Origin of the sequence: Streptomyces sp. NBC_00510 (assembly GCA_036013505.1) — a bacterium.
Classification (GTDB): domain Bacteria; phylum Actinomycetota; class Actinomycetes; order Streptomycetales; family Streptomycetaceae; genus Actinacidiphila.
The window spans coordinates 5,713,951-5,731,697 of sequence record CP107851.1 but is presented as its reverse complement, the minus strand read 5'-3'; the positions used below and the strand labels follow the sequence as shown (position 1 = coordinate 5,731,697).

At 73.9% G+C, this 17,747-nt stretch carries 13 protein-coding genes; 8 read left to right on the top strand and 5 right to left on the bottom strand.

Features of this window, described 5'->3' with window-relative positions; all coding sequences use genetic code 11:
- The first annotated feature begins 102 nt into the window (after positions 1 to 102).
- From OG937_25960 to OG937_25950, 3 genes are read left to right on the top strand one after another with little or no spacing between them, the layout of a single operon-like run.
- On the top strand, positions 103 to 1,722 hold the full coding sequence (locus OG937_25960; GenBank protein ID WUD74895.1) for a penicillin-binding transpeptidase domain-containing protein: 1,620 nt from the start codon (positions 103 to 105) through the stop codon (positions 1,720 to 1,722).
- A 54-nt stretch (positions 1,723 to 1,776) separates the two neighbouring features.
- Positions 1,777 to 2,262 carry a YbaK/EbsC family protein gene (locus OG937_25955; protein ID WUD74894.1) on the top strand — a complete coding sequence of 162 codons (486 nt, stop codon included), beginning with the start codon at positions 1,777 to 1,779 and terminating at the stop codon, positions 2,260 to 2,262.
- Entirely contained in the window at positions 2,259 to 3,101 is an 843-nt protein-coding gene (locus OG937_25950) for a DMT family transporter (GenBank protein ID WUD74893.1), read from the top strand. Before OG937_25955 ends, OG937_25950 begins: the two co-directional genes overlap by 4 nt.
- Positions 3,102 to 3,711: 610 nt before the next feature.
- Here the strand turns inward: OG937_25950 and OG937_25945 are convergent.
- Complete coding sequence (locus OG937_25945; protein ID WUD74892.1) at positions 3,712 to 4,491, bottom strand: SDR family oxidoreductase; 780 nt, start codon at positions 4,489 to 4,491, stop codon at positions 3,712 to 3,714.
- 109 nt (positions 4,492 to 4,600) lie between these two features.
- Between OG937_25945 and OG937_25940 the strand changes: the two genes are divergently transcribed.
- From OG937_25940 to OG937_25930, 3 genes are all read left to right on the top strand, one after another.
- Positions 4,601 to 6,256, top strand: coding sequence for an FAD-binding dehydrogenase (locus OG937_25940; GenBank protein WUD74891.1), 1,656 nt, complete (start codon positions 4,601 to 4,603; stop codon positions 6,254 to 6,256).
- A 101-nt stretch (positions 6,257 to 6,357) separates the two neighbouring features.
- Positions 6,358 to 7,551 carry a beta-lactamase family protein gene (locus tag OG937_25935; protein ID WUD74890.1) on the top strand — a complete coding sequence of 398 codons (1,194 nt, stop codon included), beginning with the start codon at positions 6,358 to 6,360 and terminating at the stop codon, positions 7,549 to 7,551.
- 50 nt (positions 7,552 to 7,601) lie between these two features.
- On the top strand, positions 7,602 to 10,976 hold the full coding sequence (locus OG937_25930; protein WUD74889.1) for a S41 family peptidase: 3,375 nt from the start codon (positions 7,602 to 7,604) through the stop codon (positions 10,974 to 10,976).
- Between the two features lie 80 nt (positions 10,977 to 11,056).
- On the opposite strand, the gene OG937_25925 is transcribed toward OG937_25930, so the two are convergent.
- From OG937_25925 to OG937_25910, 4 genes are all read right to left on the bottom strand, one after another.
- Entirely contained in the window at positions 11,057 to 11,317 is a 261-nt protein-coding gene (locus tag OG937_25925; GenBank protein WUD74888.1) for a hypothetical protein, read from the bottom strand.
- A gap of 98 nt (positions 11,318 to 11,415) precedes the next feature.
- A complete protein-coding gene (locus OG937_25920; GenBank protein WUD74887.1) occupies positions 11,416 to 12,309 on the bottom strand; it encodes an SDR family oxidoreductase in 894 nt (297 codons plus the stop codon).
- A complete protein-coding gene (locus tag OG937_25915) occupies positions 12,306 to 13,238 on the bottom strand; it encodes an alpha/beta hydrolase (GenBank protein WUD74886.1) in 933 nt (310 codons plus the stop codon). Before OG937_25915 ends, OG937_25920 begins: the two co-directional genes overlap by 4 nt.
- Positions 13,235 to 14,746 carry an NAD(P)/FAD-dependent oxidoreductase gene (locus OG937_25910; GenBank protein WUD74885.1) on the bottom strand — a complete coding sequence of 504 codons (1,512 nt, stop codon included), beginning with the start codon at positions 14,744 to 14,746 and terminating at the stop codon, positions 13,235 to 13,237. The genes OG937_25915 and OG937_25910 overlap by 4 nt, the downstream gene beginning before the upstream one ends.
- 165 nt (positions 14,747 to 14,911) lie before the next feature.
- Between OG937_25910 and OG937_25905 the strand changes: the two genes are divergently transcribed.
- Together OG937_25905 and OG937_25900 are read left to right on the top strand one after the other, a co-directional pair.
- Positions 14,912 to 15,601 carry a MerR family transcriptional regulator gene (locus OG937_25905; GenBank protein ID WUD78884.1) on the top strand — a complete coding sequence of 230 codons (690 nt, stop codon included), beginning with the start codon at positions 14,912 to 14,914 and terminating at the stop codon, positions 15,599 to 15,601.
- Between the two features lie 71 nt (positions 15,602 to 15,672).
- Positions 15,673 to 17,706, top strand: coding sequence for an MFS transporter (locus tag OG937_25900; protein ID WUD74884.1), 2,034 nt, complete (start codon positions 15,673 to 15,675; stop codon positions 17,704 to 17,706).
- Positions 17,707 to 17,747: the final 41 nt, after the last annotated feature.

Genomic DNA, 17,747 nt, shown 5'->3' with positions numbered 1-17,747 from the left:
TGACCCGGTCGACGGCCTCAGGCCCCTCTCCGTCCCGTAGAGTGCGCTTGCATTGCCTCAATTTTGAACATGTTCAGGGGGACCACGGGGAGGGTCGGTGCCATGCGCCGAGGTGTGAAGCTGGGGATCGTCGCCACGCTGACCGCGGGACTGGTGGGGACCGCGGGGTACGGGGCGTACAACATCTACAACGGGCTGGCCGGGGGCGGCGGTTTCTCCAAGGAGGCCGCCCCGGTGGAGACCGGGCCGCCGACCGCGGCGGAGGTGAAGAAGACCGCCGCGGACTTCCTGGCCGCGTGGGCCAAGGGGGACACCACCGCGGCGGGGGCCCTCACCAACGACGCGGCGGAGGCCTCCACGGACCTGTCCGCGTACCGGAAGCAGGCGCACGTCGCCCGCGTACGGCTGACGCCGGGCGCGGCCCAGGGGGCCGTGGTGCCGTTCAAGGTCGTGGCCTCGCTCTCCTACCAGGGCAAGTCCTCCACGTGGACGTACTCCTCGGCCCTCACCGTCTTCCGCGGCGAGACCACCCATCGCCCCCTGGTCGACTGGCAACCCGCGGTGCTGCACCCCAAACTGACGGCAGGTCAGTCGCTGGAGACCGGTGAGGCCGCCTCGCCGCCGGTGGTCGTCGTCGACCGCAACGGCAAGGAGCTGGACGCCGACGACTACCCGTCCCTGGCCTCGGTGCTGCCCCAGCTCCGCGAGCGCTACGGGGCCAAGCTCTCCGGCGGCAAGGCGGGCATCGAGACCTGGGTGAACGGCGCCGACGGCCCCGGGCAGACGCTGCACGTGATCACCAAGGGCACGGCCGCGAAGCTCCCCACCACCTTGGACGCCACGCTCCAGAAGGCCGCCGAGCAGGCGGTCAAGCGCAGCAGCCAGTCCTCGGTCGCGGCGGTCAGGACCGGCACGGGCGAGATCCTCGCCTTCGCCAACAACCCGGCGAGCGACAACAACAACGCCTTCAACGCGCAGGTCGCCCCCGGCTCCACCTTCAAGGTCGTCACCGCGACCGCCCTGCTGGAGAAGGGCGTGTCCCCGGGCACCCCGGCGCCGTGCCCGGCGACCGCGAACTTCGACAACGGCAAGATGTTCCACAACGTGGAGAGCTCCTCCGACCCGTCGGCCACCTTCCAGCGGGACTTCGCGATCTCCTGCAACACCGGCTTCATCAAGCTCGCCGGCCACCTCGACCAGTCCTCGGTCCCCTCGGTCGCCCAGCGCTACTACGGCTTCGGCCGGACCTGGAACGTCGGCGTCCCGGCCTGGGACGGCCGAGTCCCCGGCGGCCCGGGCGACGAGATGACGGAGGAGATGATCGGCCAGGGCCAGATACAGATGAGCCCGCTCAACATGGCCTCCGTCGCCGCCACCGTGCAGAACGGGGTGTTCCGCCAGCCCCGGCTGGTGGCCGCCGACCTGATCGAGGGTCCCCTCGCGAAGGCGGGCAGCGCCCTCCCGTCCGGCGTGCGGAGCAACCTCAAGTCGATGATGCGGCTGACCGCGTCGAGCGGCACCGCCGCCGGCGCGATGCGCGGGGTCTACGGCGACGTCGGCGCCAAGACCGGCTCCGCGGAGGTCGGCGGCCAGGAACAGCCCAATGGGTGGTTCCTCGCCTACCGCGGTGACGTCGCCGCCGCCGGGATGGTCCTGGAGGGCGGGCACGGCGGCGACTCCGCCGGGCCGATCGTGGCCTCGGTGCTGAAGGCCGCCTCGTGACCCGCCCGCAAATGGCTTGGCACCCCGGCCCCGCCGAGCGCTAGCGTGCCGGCCATGTCGACATCAGCTGCAGCCCATCCCCGGTTCGCGGAGGCACTCACCGCGCTGGGGCTCCAGGTACCCGTGCGCGCCTTCCCGGACGCGACCCGCACCGCGGCGCAGGCCGCCGCGGCGATCGGCTGCGAGCTCGGCCAGATCGTCAAGTCCCTGATCTTCGCGGCGGACGGCGTCCCGGTGCTGGTGCTGATGGACGGCGCGTCCCGGGTCGACGTGGAGCGGGTCCGCGCCGAACTCGGCGCGAGCGAGGTACGCCGGGCCGACGCGGACCTGGTGCGCGAGACCACGGGGTACGCCATCGGCGGCGTACCCCCCTTCGGTCACCGGACCCGCACCACCGTCCTCGCCGACCGGGGGCTGCTGGCGCACGGCACCGTGTGGGCGGCCGCCGGCACCCCGCACACCGTCTTCCCCATGGCACCCGCCGAACTGGTCGGGCACGCCGGGGCGACCCTCGCCGACGTCCGCGAACGCACCGCGTGACGCCCCTGATAGCGACGGCCGTCCTGCTCGCGGCGGTCACCCACGCGGCGTGGAACGCCATCGCCCACGGCATCAAGGACCAGCTCGTCGCGTTCACCCTCGTCGGGGGCGGCGGAGCGATCTGCGGCGCGGCGATCGCCGGGTTCGCCCCGCTGCCCGCGGGGGACGCCTGGCCCTACCTGATCGTGTCGGTGGGGATCCACATGGCGTACATGTACCTGCTGATGAAGTCCTTCACGCTGGGGGACTTCGGGCAGGTGTACCCCATCGCGCGCGGTGTCGCCCCCATGGTCGTGACACTGCTGGCGGCGGTCTTCGTGGGCGAGGTGCCGGACGCCCTGCAGACAGCGGGCGTCCTCGTCGCCTCCGCCGGGCTCGGCGGGGCCGCCCTGTGGGGCATGCGCGGCCGCGGCAAGGACTGGCCGGCGGTGGGCGCGGCCGTGGGCACCGGCCTGACCATCGCGGCGTACACCGTGGTCGACGGGGTCGGCGTCCGCGCGTCCGGCACCGCCCTGGGCTACGTCGCCTGGCTCCTGCTCATCCAGGGCGTCCTGCTCGTGTGCTGCGCCCTCGCGGTGCGCCGCGCCGCGCTCCCCGCGCAACTGCGCCCGGTCGCCGCCCGCGGGCTGCTCGGCGGGGCGCTGTCCATGTCCGCGTACGGCCTCGTCCTGTGGGCCCAGACGCGGGGCGCCCTCGCGCCGATCGCCGCCCTCCGGGAGACCTCCATCATCGCGGGGGCGGTCATCGGGGCGGTCTTCTTCAAGGAGCGGGTGGGGCGCCCGCGCATCGTCGCGGCGCTCGTGGTTGTGGCCGGGATCGGGCTCATGCTTCACGTGTGACCGCGCGTTCGTCTGCGGCCCGGTGGTTGTGTGCGGGTCCGTTGCGCCTGCGGCGGGCGGTTCTCCCGCCCTCCCGCCCGATTGCCCGGCGCGGTCAGTGACCGCCTCGCTGCGTACGTGTGGGGTCGGTGCCGCGCCGGCGCACTCCCCCAGCCTTCGGCCGAAGGACCCCCACAGCGCTCGCGGTTTGGCCCAACATCGTTCGGCGCCCGGGTCCGCCGCTCGTCTCCCCCAGCCTTCGGCCGGGGGGACCCCCATGGGCGCACCCCGCCACACCCCCTCCAGTGTGTTGGGGCGACTGACGGCCAGTGGGGGTCAGTGGGGCACTTGCGGCGACCCCGGACCGCGTTCTGAACCCCCTCCGGCCGTTGGTCGCCGGCGATAGGGAGGGGGCGGGGTCGTTGGGGGCACCCCCGGCCGAAGGCTGGGGGAGGGTGGGCGTTCTGGACGCTGACGTGTATTTGTTGTGCGGCACGGGCGGCACAACAAGTGCCGCCCGCCATGCACATAAATATGCGGTCCAGAATGCCCAGCCCCGCAGGCCCCGACCCCGGCTCACCATGCACGCGCGCAGGCCCGCACCAACCGGCCGCGGCCACGACCCCGGGCGTCAGTCCAACGCCGCGCGGAAGCCGGACCCGTTGACGAGGATGCCCCCGTCGACGGGGAGCGTGAGGCCCGTGATCCAGGACGCGTCCTGGGAGGCGAGGAACGCGACGGCCGCCGCGATGTCGTCGGGCTCGCCGACCCGCCCGAGGGGGTACACCCCGGCGAGGCGGTCGAGGGCCTCGTCGCGCCCCGCCCACGCGGGCGTCCGCACCGTGCCGGGGGCGACGAGGTTGACCCGGACGCCGCGCGGGGCGGCGTGCACGGCCAGCGTGCGGGTCAGCGAGGCGAGGCCCGCCTTGGCGGCGCTGTAGGCGTGGTTGCCGAAGTTCATGTGCCCGTTGACGGAGCCGATGCTGACGATCGCCCCGCGCCCGCCCGCCTCCGCCAGCAGCGGAAGCGCCGCGCGGGCGCAGCGCATGGCCCCGGTGAGGGTGACCTCAAGGTCCTCGTACCACTCCGCGTCGGGGATGTCCTCGAACCGCGGCGGGTCCACGTGGCAGGCGTAGGCGTTGTTGACGAGCACGTCGAGCCGCCCGAAGCGTTCGGCGGCGTACGCCATGGCGGCGTCCACCGCGGCCTGGTCGACGACGTCGCACGCCACCGCCGCGGCCCGGCCGCCGGTCTCCTTGCCGAGGGCCTCCGCCGTCGCGGCGGCACGCTCCCCGTCCAGGTCGGCCAGCAGGACGTCCGCGCCCTCGGACATCAGGCGCCGGGCGGTCGCCGCGCCGATGCCCTGGGCACCTCCGGTGACGACGGCAACGTGTCCCTCGAACCTGCGCATGGAGTCATCCCCCGCCGGCGAGCGATGTTGAGAGGCGCTGCCCTCTCGCCTCCTTACTCGCGCGTAGCGTAACGTGCCTGCACACCAAAGGGGAGCGGAAAGGCACACCATGGCGCTGGACGCGGACGTCATCGTCGTCGGAGCGGGGCTGGCGGGCCTGGTCGCGACGGCCGAGCTGGCCGACGCGGGCCGCAAGGTCCTCCTGCTCGACCAGGAGCCGGAGAGCAACCTCGGCGGCCAGGCGTTCTGGTCCTTCGGCGGGCTGTTCCTCGTCGACTCCCCCGAGCAGCGCCGGATGCGGATCAAGGACAGCCGCGAACTCGCCCTGCAGGACTGGATGGGGACCGCCGGCTTCGACCGTGCCGAGGACCACTGGCCGCGCAAGTGGGCCGAGGCGTACGTGGACTTCGCCGCCGGCGAGAAGCGGTCCTGGCTGCACGCGCAGGGGATACGGTTCTTCCCGGTGGTCGGCTGGGCGGAGCGCGGGGGCTACCTCGCCACCGGGCACGGCAACTCGGTGCCCCGCTTCCACATCACCTGGGGCACCGGGCCGGGCGTCGTGGCGCCGTTCGTCCGCCGGGTGCGGGAGGCGGTGGCCAAGGGCCTGGTGGAGCTGCGTTTCCGGCACCGCGTGACGGCGCTGACGACGACGGGCGACACGGTGGACGGCGTGGCGGGCGAGGTCCTGGTGGACAGCGACGCCGAGCGCGGCCAGGCGAGTTCGCGGGAGATCCGCGCGGAGTTCCAGCTCAGGGCGCAGGCGGTGGTCGTCACCTCGGGCGGCATCGGCGGCAACCACGACCTGGTGCGCAAGGCCTGGCCGGAGCGGCTGGGCACGCCACCGCGCAAGCTGCTGTCGGGCGTTCCGGCGCACGTGGACGGCCTGATGCTGGGGATCGCCGAGGCGGCCGGGGCGCACCTGATCAACGGCGACCGGATGTGGCACTACACCGAGGGCATCGAGAACTGGAACCCGATCTGGGCCAGGCACGGCATCCGCATCCTGCCGGGGCCGTCCTCCCTGTGGCTGGACGCGACCGGCAAGCGCCTGCCGGTGCCGCTCTTCCCGGGCTTCGACACACTGGGGACGCTGGAGCACATCATGCGCTCCGGGCACGAGTACACGTGGTTCGTCCTCACCCAGAAGATCATCGAGAAGGAGTTCGCGCTGTCGGGCTCCGAGCAGAACCCGGACCTGACCGGCAAGAGCGTGCGTGACGTGCTCAAGCGCGCGCTGCCGGGAGCCCCGGGCCCGGTCGAGGCGTTCAAGGAGCACGGCGTCGACTTCGTCGTCGAGGACGACCTGGCGGCGCTGGTGCGCGGCATGAATGCGATCACCAAGGACGACCTGATCGACGAGACCGCGCTGCGCCGCGAGATCGAGGCCCGCGACCGCGAGATCACCAACACCTTCACCAAGGACCTGCAGGTCACCGCGATCCGCGGGGCCCGCAACTACATCGGCGACAAGCTGATCCGCACCGCGGCGCCGCACCGGCTGCTGGACCCGAAGGCGGGCCCGCTGATCGCCGTGCGGCTGAACATCCTGACCCGCAAGTCGCTCGGCGGGATGGCGACCGACCTGGACGCGCGGGTGCTGCGCGCCGACGGCGAGCCGCTGCCCGGGCTGTACTCGGCGGGTGAGGCGGCCGGCTTCGGCGGCGGCGGGGTGCACGGCTACCGCTCGCTGGAGGGGACCTTCCTCGGCGGCTGCATCTTCTCCGGCCGTACGGCGGGCCGCGCGGCGGCGAAGGCGACCGCCTGACCGCTTCCCGGGACACCCCTTCGCGCTGCCGCGCCGTGCCGACCCCGGTCCGGACCGGTCGCGGGCGGGAGGCACCATGGGAGGAGCAACAACGGCGGCGCATGGTGGGAGCACGGGCTGTGGTGGACGTCCACGGGGCAGTGACGGAAGGCTTCGAGCCGGTCCGGGAGGCCTTCGTCCGGAACTTCGAGGAGCGGGGCGAGCGCGGCGCGGCCGTGGCGCTGTACCGGGACGGCCGCAAGGTCGTGGACCTGTGGGCGGGCTCCGCCGACGGGGACGGGGGCGCGCCCTGGGCGCAGGACACCGCGCAGGTGGTGCGCTCGGCGACGAAGGGCGTGGCCGCGGCGTGCCTGCTCCTGCTGCACCAACGGGGCCAGCTGGACCTGGACGCGCCCGTCGGCACGTACTGGCCCGAGTTCAAGACCGCCGGCAAGGAGCGGGTCACGTTCCGCGACGCCCTGGCGCACCGGGCCGGTGTGCCGGCGCTGGACACCCCGCTGAGCCCGGGCCAGGCGCAGGACGGCAGCAGCGGACCGCGGGCGCTCGCGGCCCAGGCCCCGTTCTGGGCGCCGGGGACGGACCACGGCTACCACGCGCAGACCTACAGCTGGCTGATCGGCGAGCTGGTGCAGCGGGCGAGCGGCGGCCGGTCCATAGGGCGCTACGTGGCGGAGGAGATCGCCCGCCCGCTCGGCCTGGACCTGTGGGTCGGGCTGCCCGCGGGCGAGGAGCGCCGCGTCGGGCGGATCGCCGCCGTGGAGACCCCGCCGCCGCCGGCCGCGGCCGGGCTGCGGGCGCGACCCAAGCGGAACGTGACCGAGGCGTACGAGGACCCGTCGTCGCTGACCCGGCGCGCGTTCGGCGCGATCGATCCGCTGCCGGACGAGAACGACCCCGCGTACCACGCGGCGCAGCTGCCGGCCTCCGGCGGGATCGCCACCGCGCGCTCGCTGGCCCGCTTCTACGCCGCGCTGATCGGGGAGGTCGAGGGCCCCGGGGCGCGGCTCTTCGCCCCGGCGACGCTCACCTCGGCACGCACCCCGGAGTCGGAGGGCCCGGACCGCGTGCTGGTGGTGAACACCCGCTTCGGCCTGGGCTTCATGCTGCACGGCCCGGCCGCCCCGCTCCTGTCCCCCGGCTCCTTCGGCCACCCCGGCCGCGGCGGGTCGCTGGGCTTCGCGGACCCCGGCGAGGGCGTGGCCTTCGGATACGTCACCAACGGCATGCAGAAGAACGTCACCGCCGATCCCCGTGCCCAGGCACTGGTCCGCGCGGTGCGGGAGTGCCTGGGCTGACGCGGACCGGAAAAGTTGCCCGGGCTCCGGGAGCCGCGAACGATGGATGAGTGAGCGACGCCGCATACCTCCGGTTTCCGCATGTTCACGGCGAGCGGCTCTGTTTCGTCGCCGAGGACGACATCTGGGTCGCGCCCCTGGACGAGGGGCGCGCGTGGCGGGTGACGGCCGACCGGATCCGGGTCGGGCATCCGCGCTTCTCGCCCGACGGCTCCGTGATCGCCTTCAACAGCTGGCGTTCCCTCGACCCCGAGGTGTACGTCGCGCCGGTCGAGGGCGGCCCGGCCCGCCGGCTGACCTACTGGGGCAGCACCGACACGCGCGTGCGCTCCTGGGCGCCGGACGGCCGGATCCTGGCGGTCTCGTCGCACGGCGAGCCGTTCTCGCACTACACGTGGGCCTACGCGATCCCCGACGAGGGCGGCCCGGGCAGCCGTCTGCCCTGGGGCCCGGTGTCGGACATCGCCGTGGACGACAGCGCCGAGGGCGAGCACCGGACGCTGCTGCTGACGGCGACCGCGCCGCACGAACCGGCCTCGTGGAAGCGGTACCGGGGCGGGGCGACGGGGCGGCTGTGGCTGCAGTGCCGGCGGCTGGTGCCGGAGGTCGACGGCCACCTGGAGTCGCCGATGTTCGTGGCGGGGCGCATCGCCTTCCTCTCCGACCACGAGGGCGTCGGCAACCTGTACTCCTGCCTGCCGGACGGCACGGACCTGCGGCGGCACACCGACCACGCCGACTTCTACGCCCGCAGCGCCGCGACCGACGGCACGCGCGTGGTCTACCAGTGCGCGGGTGAGGTGTGGCTGGTCGACGACCTCGGCCCGGAATCGGTGCCGCGCCGCGTCGCGGTCGACCTCGGCGGCCCGCGCGCCGGCCGGCGTCCGTACCAGGTCCCGGCCTCGGCGTACCTGGACGGGCTGGCCGTGGACCGCACCGGCCGCGCCAGCGCGGTGTGCGTGCGCGGCAGCCTGTACTGGCTCACCCACCGCGACGGGCCCGCGCGCACCATCTCCGACGTGCCCGGGTCGCGGGTCCGGCTGCCGGTCATGCTGGGCGACACCGGGCGGATCGCCTTCGTCACCGACGCCGAGGGCGAGGACGCCATCGAGATCGCCGCGCTGCCGGGCCGCCCCGCGGCGCTGGCCGCGGCCGACATCGCCGACGCCGACGACGCCGTCGCGCAGGCGTTGCGGGCCACGGAGGAGGCGGCGGAGGAGGAGGAAACGGCGGAGGACGCGGCGTCCGCCGAGGGGCAGACGCTGCCGCGGCCCCCGTGCCGCAGCGGCGGCACACGGCTGGCGTGCGGGCTGCTCGGCCGCGTCCACGAACTGGTGCCCTCGCCCGACGGCCAGATCCTCGCCGTCGCCTCCCACGACGGGCGGCTGCTCATGGTCGACGCGGAGTCGGGCGTCGTGGCCGAGCTCGTCCGCTCCACCAACGGACCCGTCCGTGACCTGGCCTTCTCCCCGGACTCCAACTGGATCGCCTGGTCCCACCCGGTCATCGGCCGTTCGCTGCGGAAGATCCGGATCGCCCGGCTCAGCCCCGATCCGGAGACCGGCAAGCACACCCTCATCGACGTCACCAACGGCCGTTTCGAGGACGAGCAGCCGGTCTTCACCCGTGACGGGCGCTACCTGGCCTTCCTGTCCTGGCGCGGCTTCGACCCGGTGTACGACGTGCACACCGGCGACCTGTCCTTCCCGCTGGGCTGCCGCCCGCACCTGGTACCGCTGCACTCGGCGACGCCCTCGCCCTTCGCGCTGCCCGTGGAGGGCCGCCCGCCGGGGGGCGGGCTGGACCCGACCGGCTTCGCCGAGGGGCCGCTGGCGGTGGAGGCGGCCGGGCTGCCGATGCGGGTGACGCCCTTCCCTGTGCCCGCCTCCAAGTACAGCTCGCTGGAGGCGGTCCGGGGCGGGCTGACCTGGCTGCGCTGGCCGATCTCCGGCGCGCTCGGCGAGACCTTCGTCAATCCGACCGACCCCTCCGCGCGCCCCACGCTGGAGTACTTCGGCCTGGCCAAGTCCAAGCGCGTCGAGCTGGTGCGGCACATGGACTGGTACCGGGTCAGCGGCGACGGGACGCAGCTGGTGGTCTTCGACGAGGGCGACCTGACGGTGGTCCCGGCGTACGAGCCGGGTGACCTGGACTCCACCGTCTACATCGACATGCGCCGGATCCTGCACGAGGCGAACCCGCCCGCCGAGTGGCGGCAGGCGTTCGACGAGGCCGGGCGGATCATCCGCGACTACTTCTGGGCGCCGGACATGTGCGGCATCGACTGGCCGGCGATCCTCGACCAGTACCGTCCGCTGGTCGAACGGGTCGCCACCCCGGACGAGTTCGCCGACCTGCAGCGCGAGGTCCTGGGCGAACTGGGCACCTCGCACGCGTACGTGGCGCCCGCCCGCCGCAGCGAGGGGCCGCCGCACTACCAGCGGCCGATCGGGCTGCTCGGGGTCAACTTCGTCCACACCAAGGACGGCCGGTGGGTGCTCGCACGCATCCTGCCCGGCGAGTCCTCGGACTCCAAGGCCCGTTCGCCGCTGGCCGGCACCGGCGTCCTGGAGGGCGCGACGCTCACCCACGTCGACGGCCGTGCCGTCGACCCGGTCGCCGGACCCGGTCCGCTGCTGTCGGCCGCGGGCGGCACCACGGTGGAGCTGACCTTCACCCCGCCCGACGGCGGACATCCGCGCCGGGTCGCGGTGGTGCCGCTGGTGGACGAACGGCCGCTGCGCTACCAGGACTGGGTGGCCAAACGACGCGCGGTCGTCCGGGCGTTGAGCGAGGGCAGGTGCGGCTACCTGCACATCCCCGACCTGGGGGGCTCGGGCTGGGCGCAGTTCAACCGCGACCTGCGCATCGAGATCGTGCATCCGGCGCTCATCGTCGACGTGCGCGGCAACGCCGGCGGCAACATCAGCGACCTGGTGGTGGAGAGCCTGACCCGCAAGATCCTCGGCTGGGACCACACCCGGCACGCGCAGCCGGTGAGTTACGCGGGCAACGCCCCGCGCGGGCCGATCGTGGCGTTGGCGGACGAGGCGACGGCCTCCGACGGCGACATGATCACCGCCACGTTCCGGCTGCTGGGCATCGGCCCGGTGGTGGGCCACCGCACCTGGGGCGGCGTGGTCGGCATGACCGGCCGGCACCGGCTGGGCGACGGCACGGTGATCACGGTGCCGATGAACGCCGCCTGGTTCGAGGCCTACGGCTGGTCGGTGGAGAACTACGGCGTGGAGCCGGACATCCCGATCATCCGCACCCCGCTGGACTGGGCGGAGGGCCGCCGCACCGACCTGGAGGTCGCCGTGCAGACGGCACTTGACCTGCTGGAGAAGCACCCGGCCTCCACACCGCCCGATCTGTCCGACCGCCCGGACCGGCGTCGGCCCCCGCTCCCGCCGCGTCCCTGAGCCCCTCCCCATCAGGGACGATGGAAGGGGCGCGCCCTGAACGGGCGCACCCCTCCACGCTCACGCCTGGACCACGCGGGTCAGCTGTCCCGGTCCTGCCGCTCGTCGATCTCCTCCAGCGAACGCTGGCGGTCGCCCTTGGGCATCGACTGCGGGGACGTCCTGGACGGCTGGCCGTGGCCGGGCTCGCGGTGCTGCTGCTTGCCCTGCTGGCGCATCGGCTCGCCTGCCGGGCCCTGAGCGCGCTCGCGGGTCTGGCCGATGCGCTCCTGGGCCTGGGGCTGAGCCTGCGGGCGGTTCTGCTGCCCGGCCTTGTTTCGCGTGGGGTCGTTCTTGCCCATGATCACTCCTTCGTGATGTATGGAATGGGCCTCGACCAGGCTGACACGGCCGGACACAGTACGCACTTCGGACGAACGCGTTCCGTGAACAGCGCTGGTCAGACGGGCCTTTCCGACCGGGCCCGCTCGTCGGCCGCGCCGCCGCGGCCGACGAGTCCGTGCCGGATGCCGCCCGCGGCGGCGATCCTCGGCTCCAGGCGGCGCATTTCGCGCCGCCCCAGGGCACCCCCGATCAGGCCCGGCAAGTACCCGCGCACGGACTGCATTCCGCGCAGCCACCACTGGGCGTAGACGTGCGGCGAGCGGCGGGCGATCCCGTCCGCGATGCGCCCGACCGCCGGCTCCAGCGGGTAGGTGCGGTTGGCCGGCCAGGGCAGCCGTGCGCGGGCCTCGCGCATCACGTCGTCCTCGTCGGCGCCCCGCACCATGTCGGTGTCGGTCCAGCTCAGGTACCCCACACCGACCTTGACGCCCTTGACGCCGACTTCCGCGCGCAGGCAGTGCGCGAAGGACTCCACCCCCGCCTTGCTCGCGCAGTACGCGGTCATCAGCGGCGCCGGGGTGATCGCGGCGAGCGAGGCGATCTGCAGCAGGTAGCCGCGCGAGGCGAGCAGGGCGGGCAGGAAGGCCCGGGCGGTGACCACGCTGCCCAGCAGGTTGACCTGGATGACGCGTTCGAAGTCGGCGGGGTCCACGTCCAGGAACGGACCGCCGGTCGCCACACCGGCGTTGGCGACCACGACGTCGACGCGTCCGTAGCGCTCCACGACCTCCCCGGCCACGCGGGCCATGGCCTCCCGGTCGGTGACGTCGGCCGTCCAGTACCCGGTGTCGGGGCCGATCTCCGCGGCGACGCGCTTGAGTTCATCCGGCTCCAGCCCCACCAGCGCCAACCGGGCGCCGCGCGCGGCGAGTTCGCGGGCCAGCAGCGCCCCCACCCCACGGGCGGCGCCGGTCACCACCGCGACCTGCCCGTTCAGCGACCTGCTCATGCCGTCTCCTCCTTGACCTGGGCCCCGGGCCGCAGGTGGTCCTCGACGAGGGTGCGTACGACGCCCGCCACCGCGGCCGGTGCCTCCAGCGGCGTCATGTGGCCGAGGCCCGGCAGTTCGGTGAGCCCGGCGAACCGGGAGAGCCGGGCGGCCATGCCGTGCGCGTGCGCCGGCGGGGTGAGCTTGTCGGCGCCGCCCACGAGCACGGCGGTGGGCGCGCGCAGCGCGGAGACGCCCGCGTCCAGGTCGAGCCCGGCCAGTACCCGGCCCCACGCCGCGCGCTGCCGGCGCCCGCAGGCGTGCACGATGCGGGCGGTGGCGGCCACCAGCTCCTTGCTCGACGCCGCGCCGAGGATCCCGTACTTGAGCGCGGCCCGGGTCACCGCGGACTGCGGGCCGAGCGGCGCCGAACTGACCAGCAGGAAGCGGTGGAAGGCGTCGCGCACCCGCTTGCTGCGCACCCGCGGGGGCAGCACCGCCGCCTCGGCGAGCAGCCGCCCGCTGCCGGTGCTGGCCAGCAGCACCGCGGCCGTGCGGGTCTGCACGGCGGCGCGGTCGCCGGCCGCCATCGCGGTCATCCCGCCCATGGAGTGGCCGACCAGCACCACCTTCTCGTCGCCCTCGACGACGGCCTCCAGGACCGCGGTGAGGTCGTCGGCGAGCGCGCCGGTGCCGTAGCCGCCGCGGCGCGGGGTCCCGCTGGCGCCGTGGCCGCGCTGGTCGTACGCCACGACCCGGTACTCCCCGGCGAGTTCGTGGATGAGCGGGGCCCAGAAGAGGGTCCTGCAGGTCCAGCCGTGGATCAGCACCACGGTGGGCGCGGTGCCGGTCTCGGGGCCGTACTCCTCCACGTGGATCGAGGTGCCGTCCGCGGACCGCACGGAGTGCGTGCGACGGGCGGCCGGGAGGTCGAAGACGGACGCGGTCACGAGGCCACCTCCACGCGCTCCGGGCGCTCCCCGGGGGCACCGGCGGGCACGATCTCGTACTCCTGGAGTTCCAGCCGGCGCGTGGCGCGCCGGAACTCCGCGGTCGTCCCGGGCCAGACGGTGGTGTTGCGGCCCTGGTCGTCCAGGTACCAGCTGACGCAGCCCCCGGTGTTCCAGACCGTGCGCGCCATGCGGCGCTGCAGTTCCTCGTTCCAGGACCGCACGGCCTCCGGGCGCGCGTCGAGCGCGGCGGCGCCGGTGGTGTCCAGGGCGCGCAGGTACGCGGCGACGTAGTTCAGCGAGGACTCGATCATCAGGATCATCGAGCTGTTCCCGAGGCCCGTGTTGGGTCCGATGACGAACAGCAGGTTGGGGAAACCGTCGACGGTGCAGCCGCGCAGCGCGGCCATGCCGTCCTTCCAGTGCTCGGTCAGCGAGCGGCCGTCGGCGCCGAACACCCGCTCGCCGATGGGCATGTCGGTGACGTGGAAGCCGGTGCCGAAGACGATGGCGTCGGCCTCGCGCTCGGTGCCGTCGGCCATGACGAGGGTCGAGCCGCGCACCTCCTTCAGCGCGGAGGCGACGACCTCGGTGTTGGGCCGCGCGAGCGCCGGGTAGTAGTCGTTGGACAGCAGGATGCGCTTGCAGCCGATCCGGTAGTCGGGGGTCAGCTTGGCGCGCAGCGCCGGGTCCTTGACGGCCTTGCGCAGGTGCGAGGCCGCCATGGCCTGGGCGCCGCGCATCATCGCCGGGCGCTTGGTGAACGCGCCGACCTGGAACTCGCGGATCAGCCAGAGCAGTCCGCGCCGCGCCCTGGCGGTGGCCGGCACCTTGCCGTGCAGCCACTGCTCGGCCCGGCTGATCCCGCGGTCCATGCGCGGCATCACCCACGGGGGCGTCCGCTGCACCACGGTCAGGCGCTCCACCTCGGGCTGGATCGCGGGCACGATCTGGATCGCCGAGGCCCCGGTGCCGACCATGGCGACCCGCTTGCCCTTGAGGTCGAAGTCGTGGTCCCACTGCGAGGAGTGGAAGACCTTCCCCGGGAAGGCGTCGAGACCGGGGACGTCCGGCAGCTTGGGGTCGGACAGCGGCCCGGTGGCCGAGACCATGACGTCGGCGGTGAGTTCGCCGCGGGAGGTGGTGATGCGCCAGTGCCGGGCGCCGGCCTCCCAGCGGGCCTCGGTGACCTCCGTGCCGAGGCGCAGGTGCGGGCGGAGGCCGAAGGTGTCCGCGACCCTTTCCAGGTAGGCCCGGATGTGCGGCTGGCCGGAGAAGGTGCGCGGCCACTGCGGGTTGGGCGCGAAGGAGAACGAGTACAGGTGCGAGGGCACGTCGCAGGCGCACCCCGGGTAGCTGTTGTCCCGCCACGTCCCGCCGACGGAGTCCCGACGCTCCAGGACGACGAAGTCGGTGATCCCCTCGCGTCGCAGCCGTACGGCGGCACCGAGCCCGCCGAACCCCGATCCGATCACCGCAACCCGCACGTGTTCGCTGTGTCCGGCCATACCGCCGCCTCTCGGTGCCGCCCCTGCCGAATCGCGCCAGTGTTCACTGGCACGGTCCGGAGCGTAGACCAGAAGGCGTTACCAGCGGTAGAGGGCGGGCCGCGCGATGTGACGTGCACACCGCATAGGCTGATCGGCGTGACGACGCACGAGCGCGAGTACCGGATGGACGAGTTGGCCGAAGCGGCCGGTGTCCCGGTGCGTACCGTCCGCTTCTACCGGGAGCGCAAGCTGCTCCCGGCGCCGCGCCGCGAGGGCCGGATCACCTGGTACAACGACCACCACCTGGCCCGGCTGCGGACCATCACGGCCCTGCTGGAGCGGGGCCACACCCTCGGCGGCATCGCCGAGCTGATGGACGCCTGGGAGAGCGGCCGCCGCGACGTCGGCGAACTGCTCGGCCTGGACCCGGGACTGCCCACCCGCTGGTCCGAGGAGGAGCCGCTGCGGCTCACCCCGGAGGGCCTCGCCGACCACTACGGCGACCAGGCCACCGCGGAGAACCTGGCCACCGCCCTGGACATCGGCTACCTCGCCGTGGACGGCGACGACGTCGTCCACGTCAGCCGCCGGCTGCTGGAGGCCTCGGCCGCACTGGTCCGGGAGGGCGTCCCGCTCGCCGAGGTGCTCGCCGCGGGCCGCGCCATGCGGGGCCGCATGGACCTGCTCGCCGAGCTCTTCGTCGAGCTGGCCCGCACCTACGTCCTGCCGGACGCGGAGGCCGACCTGCAGTCCGGCGACACCACCCGGCTGAGCGAGGCGATCGCCCGGCTGCGCCCCCTGGTCCAGGCCGTCGTCGAGGCGGAGCTCGCCCTGGCGATCGACCGCAGGCTGCGCGAGGAGCTCAAGCGGTAGCGGACGCCGACGCATAGCCCGTACGGGCGTGTGACCGGGCGGCACCGGCGGGCCCGCGCGAGGGTGGAGCCATGGCCGTCACCGTCCCCACCGCCGGCCGGCCGCCCGCCCTGAGCCGCCGCCAGACCAACGTCGTCTTCGTGACGATCGTGCTCGGCCTGCTGCTGGCGGCCCTGGACCAGACGATCGTCTCCACCGCGCTCCCGACGATCGTCGCGGACCTCGGCGGCGCCGGGCACATGGCCTGGGTGGTCACGGCCTACCTGCTGGCGGAGACCGTCTCCACCGTGCTGGTCGGCAAGTTCGGCGACCTGTTCGGCCGCAAGGTCGTCTTCCAGGTCAGCGCGGTCGTCTTCGTCGCCGGCTCGGTCTTCGCGGGCGCCGCCACCAGCATGCTCATGCTGATCGCCGCCCGCGCCGTCCAAGGGATCGGCGGCGGCGGGCTCATGGTCACGGCGATGGCCCTGATCGCCGACGTCATCCCGCTGCGCGAGCGCGGCAAGTACCAGGGCGCGCTGGGCGCGGTCTTCGGGGTCACGACGGTCGTCGGCCCGACCCTGGGCGGTCTGTTCACCGACCACGCCACCTGGCGCTGGTGCTTCTACGTCAACGTCCCCGTCGCGATCGTGATGGTCGTGATGGCCGCCCGTACCGTCCCCGTCGTCCGGGCCGCCGTCCGCCCCGTCGTCGACTACGCGGGCATCGCGCTGGTCGCCCTGGGCGCCTCGGGACTGGTGCTCGCCCTGGAGTGGGGCGGCAGCCAGTACGCCTGGGACTCCGCCGTCGTGGTCGGGCTGTTCGCCTCCTCGGCCGTACTGCTGACCGCGTTCGTCCTGGTCGAACTGCGCGCGAGGGAGCCGATGCTCCCCATGCACCTGTTCCGCAACCCGGTCTTCGTCGTGTGCTCGCTGCTCAGCTTCATCGTCGGCTTCGCGCTGCTGGGCGCGCTCACCTACCTGCCGACCTACCTCCAGTTCGTCGACGGGGTCTCCGCCACCGAGTCCGGGGTCCGCACCCTCCCGCTCGTCGCCGGACTGCTCGGCACGTCCGTGGCCTCCGGCACCGTCATCGGCCGCACCGGGCGCTACAAGGCCTTCCCCATCGCGGGCACCGCCGTCATGGCGCTCGGCCTGTACCTGATGTCCACCATGGACCGGGCCACCGGGCCGTGGCTGGAATCCCTGTACATGCTCGTCTTCGGCCTCGGCATCGGCCTGGCCATGCAGGTCCTGACGATCGCCGTCCAGAACACCGTCGCGTACGCGGAACTGGGCACCGCCACCTCCGGGGTGACCTTCTTCCGCACCCTCGGCAGCGCCTTCGGCACCGCTGTCTTCGGCACCCTGTACGGCAACCGGCTCGGCCCCGCCCTCTCCGCCGCCCTCGCCGAGGTGCCCGGCGTCCCGGCCGCCGCGGCGCAGGACCCGCAGGCCCTGCGGGCCCTCCCGCCCGACCGGGCCGCCCCGATCGTCGACGCCTACGCCGACACCATCCAGCACGTCTTCCTGTGGGTCGCCCCGGTGGCCCTGGCCGGTTTCGTCATCGCCTGGTTCCTCAAGGAGGTGCCGCTGCGCGACAGCGCCCGTGCCGGCGCCTCGGACATGGGCGAGGGCTTCTCCGCCCCCGACTCCCCCGACGCCGTCGTCCAGCTGGAGCGGGCGGTCGCGGGCGTCATGCGCCGCGAACACGCCGCGGAGCCCGCCGTCGCCCTCCGCATCCTGGACGACTCCGGCTCCCCGCTCACCCCGGGCGAGGCCTGGGCGCTCGGGCAGATCCACTGGCGCGACCGCTTCCAGGGCGGCGCCTCCCTGGACGCCATCGCCCGCGCCCACCACATGCCCGGCGAGGTCCTCGAACCCGCCTTCGCCAAGGTGGCCCGCGGCGGCTGGGCCCGCGTGGACGGCGACGTCCTCACGCTCACCGCGGCCGGCCGCGCCCAGCTCGACCTCCTCGCCGCGGCCTGGCGCCGCTGGCTGGACTCCCGACTCGACGACTGGACGATCGCCGACCCCGCCGACCGTGCCCTGATGGACCGCGCCGTCGACAGCCTCGCCCGCAAACTCCTGGAGGAGAGCGAGGCCGACCGCCACCCCGCGCCCGTGTAGGGGCCGGTCCGTGGGGCGAAGGAGTCGCCGCGCATCCGTAG

Bases quoted from the DNA above. Each gene is read 5' to 3' on its own strand.
- OG937_25935 (WUD74890.1), top strand. From the start codon at position 6,358: ATGGTGGGAGCACGGGCTGTGGTGGACGTCCACGGGGCAGTGACGGAA.
- OG937_25945 (WUD74892.1), bottom strand. From the start codon at position 4,491: ATGCGCAGGTTCGAGGGACACGTTGCCGTCGTCACCGGAGGTGCCCAG.
- OG937_25920 (WUD74887.1), bottom strand. From the start codon at position 12,309: ATGAGCAGGTCGCTGAACGGGCAGGTCGCGGTGGTGACCGGCGCCGCC.
- OG937_25905 (WUD78884.1), top strand. From the start codon at position 14,912: ATGGACGAGTTGGCCGAAGCGGCCGGTGTCCCGGTGCGTACCGTCCGC.
- OG937_25955 (WUD74894.1), top strand. From the start codon at position 1,777: ATGTCGACATCAGCTGCAGCCCATCCCCGGTTCGCGGAGGCACTCACC.
- OG937_25925 (WUD74888.1), bottom strand. From the start codon at position 11,317: ATGGGCAAGAACGACCCCACGCGAAACAAGGCCGGGCAGCAGAACCGC.
- OG937_25960 (WUD74895.1), top strand. From the start codon at position 103: ATGCGCCGAGGTGTGAAGCTGGGGATCGTCGCCACGCTGACCGCGGGA.
- OG937_25910 (WUD74885.1), bottom strand. From the start codon at position 14,746: ATGGCCGGACACAGCGAACACGTGCGGGTTGCGGTGATCGGATCGGGG.
- OG937_25940 (WUD74891.1), top strand. From the start codon at position 4,601: ATGGCGCTGGACGCGGACGTCATCGTCGTCGGAGCGGGGCTGGCGGGC.
- OG937_25900 (WUD74884.1), top strand. From the start codon at position 15,673: ATGGCCGTCACCGTCCCCACCGCCGGCCGGCCGCCCGCCCTGAGCCGC.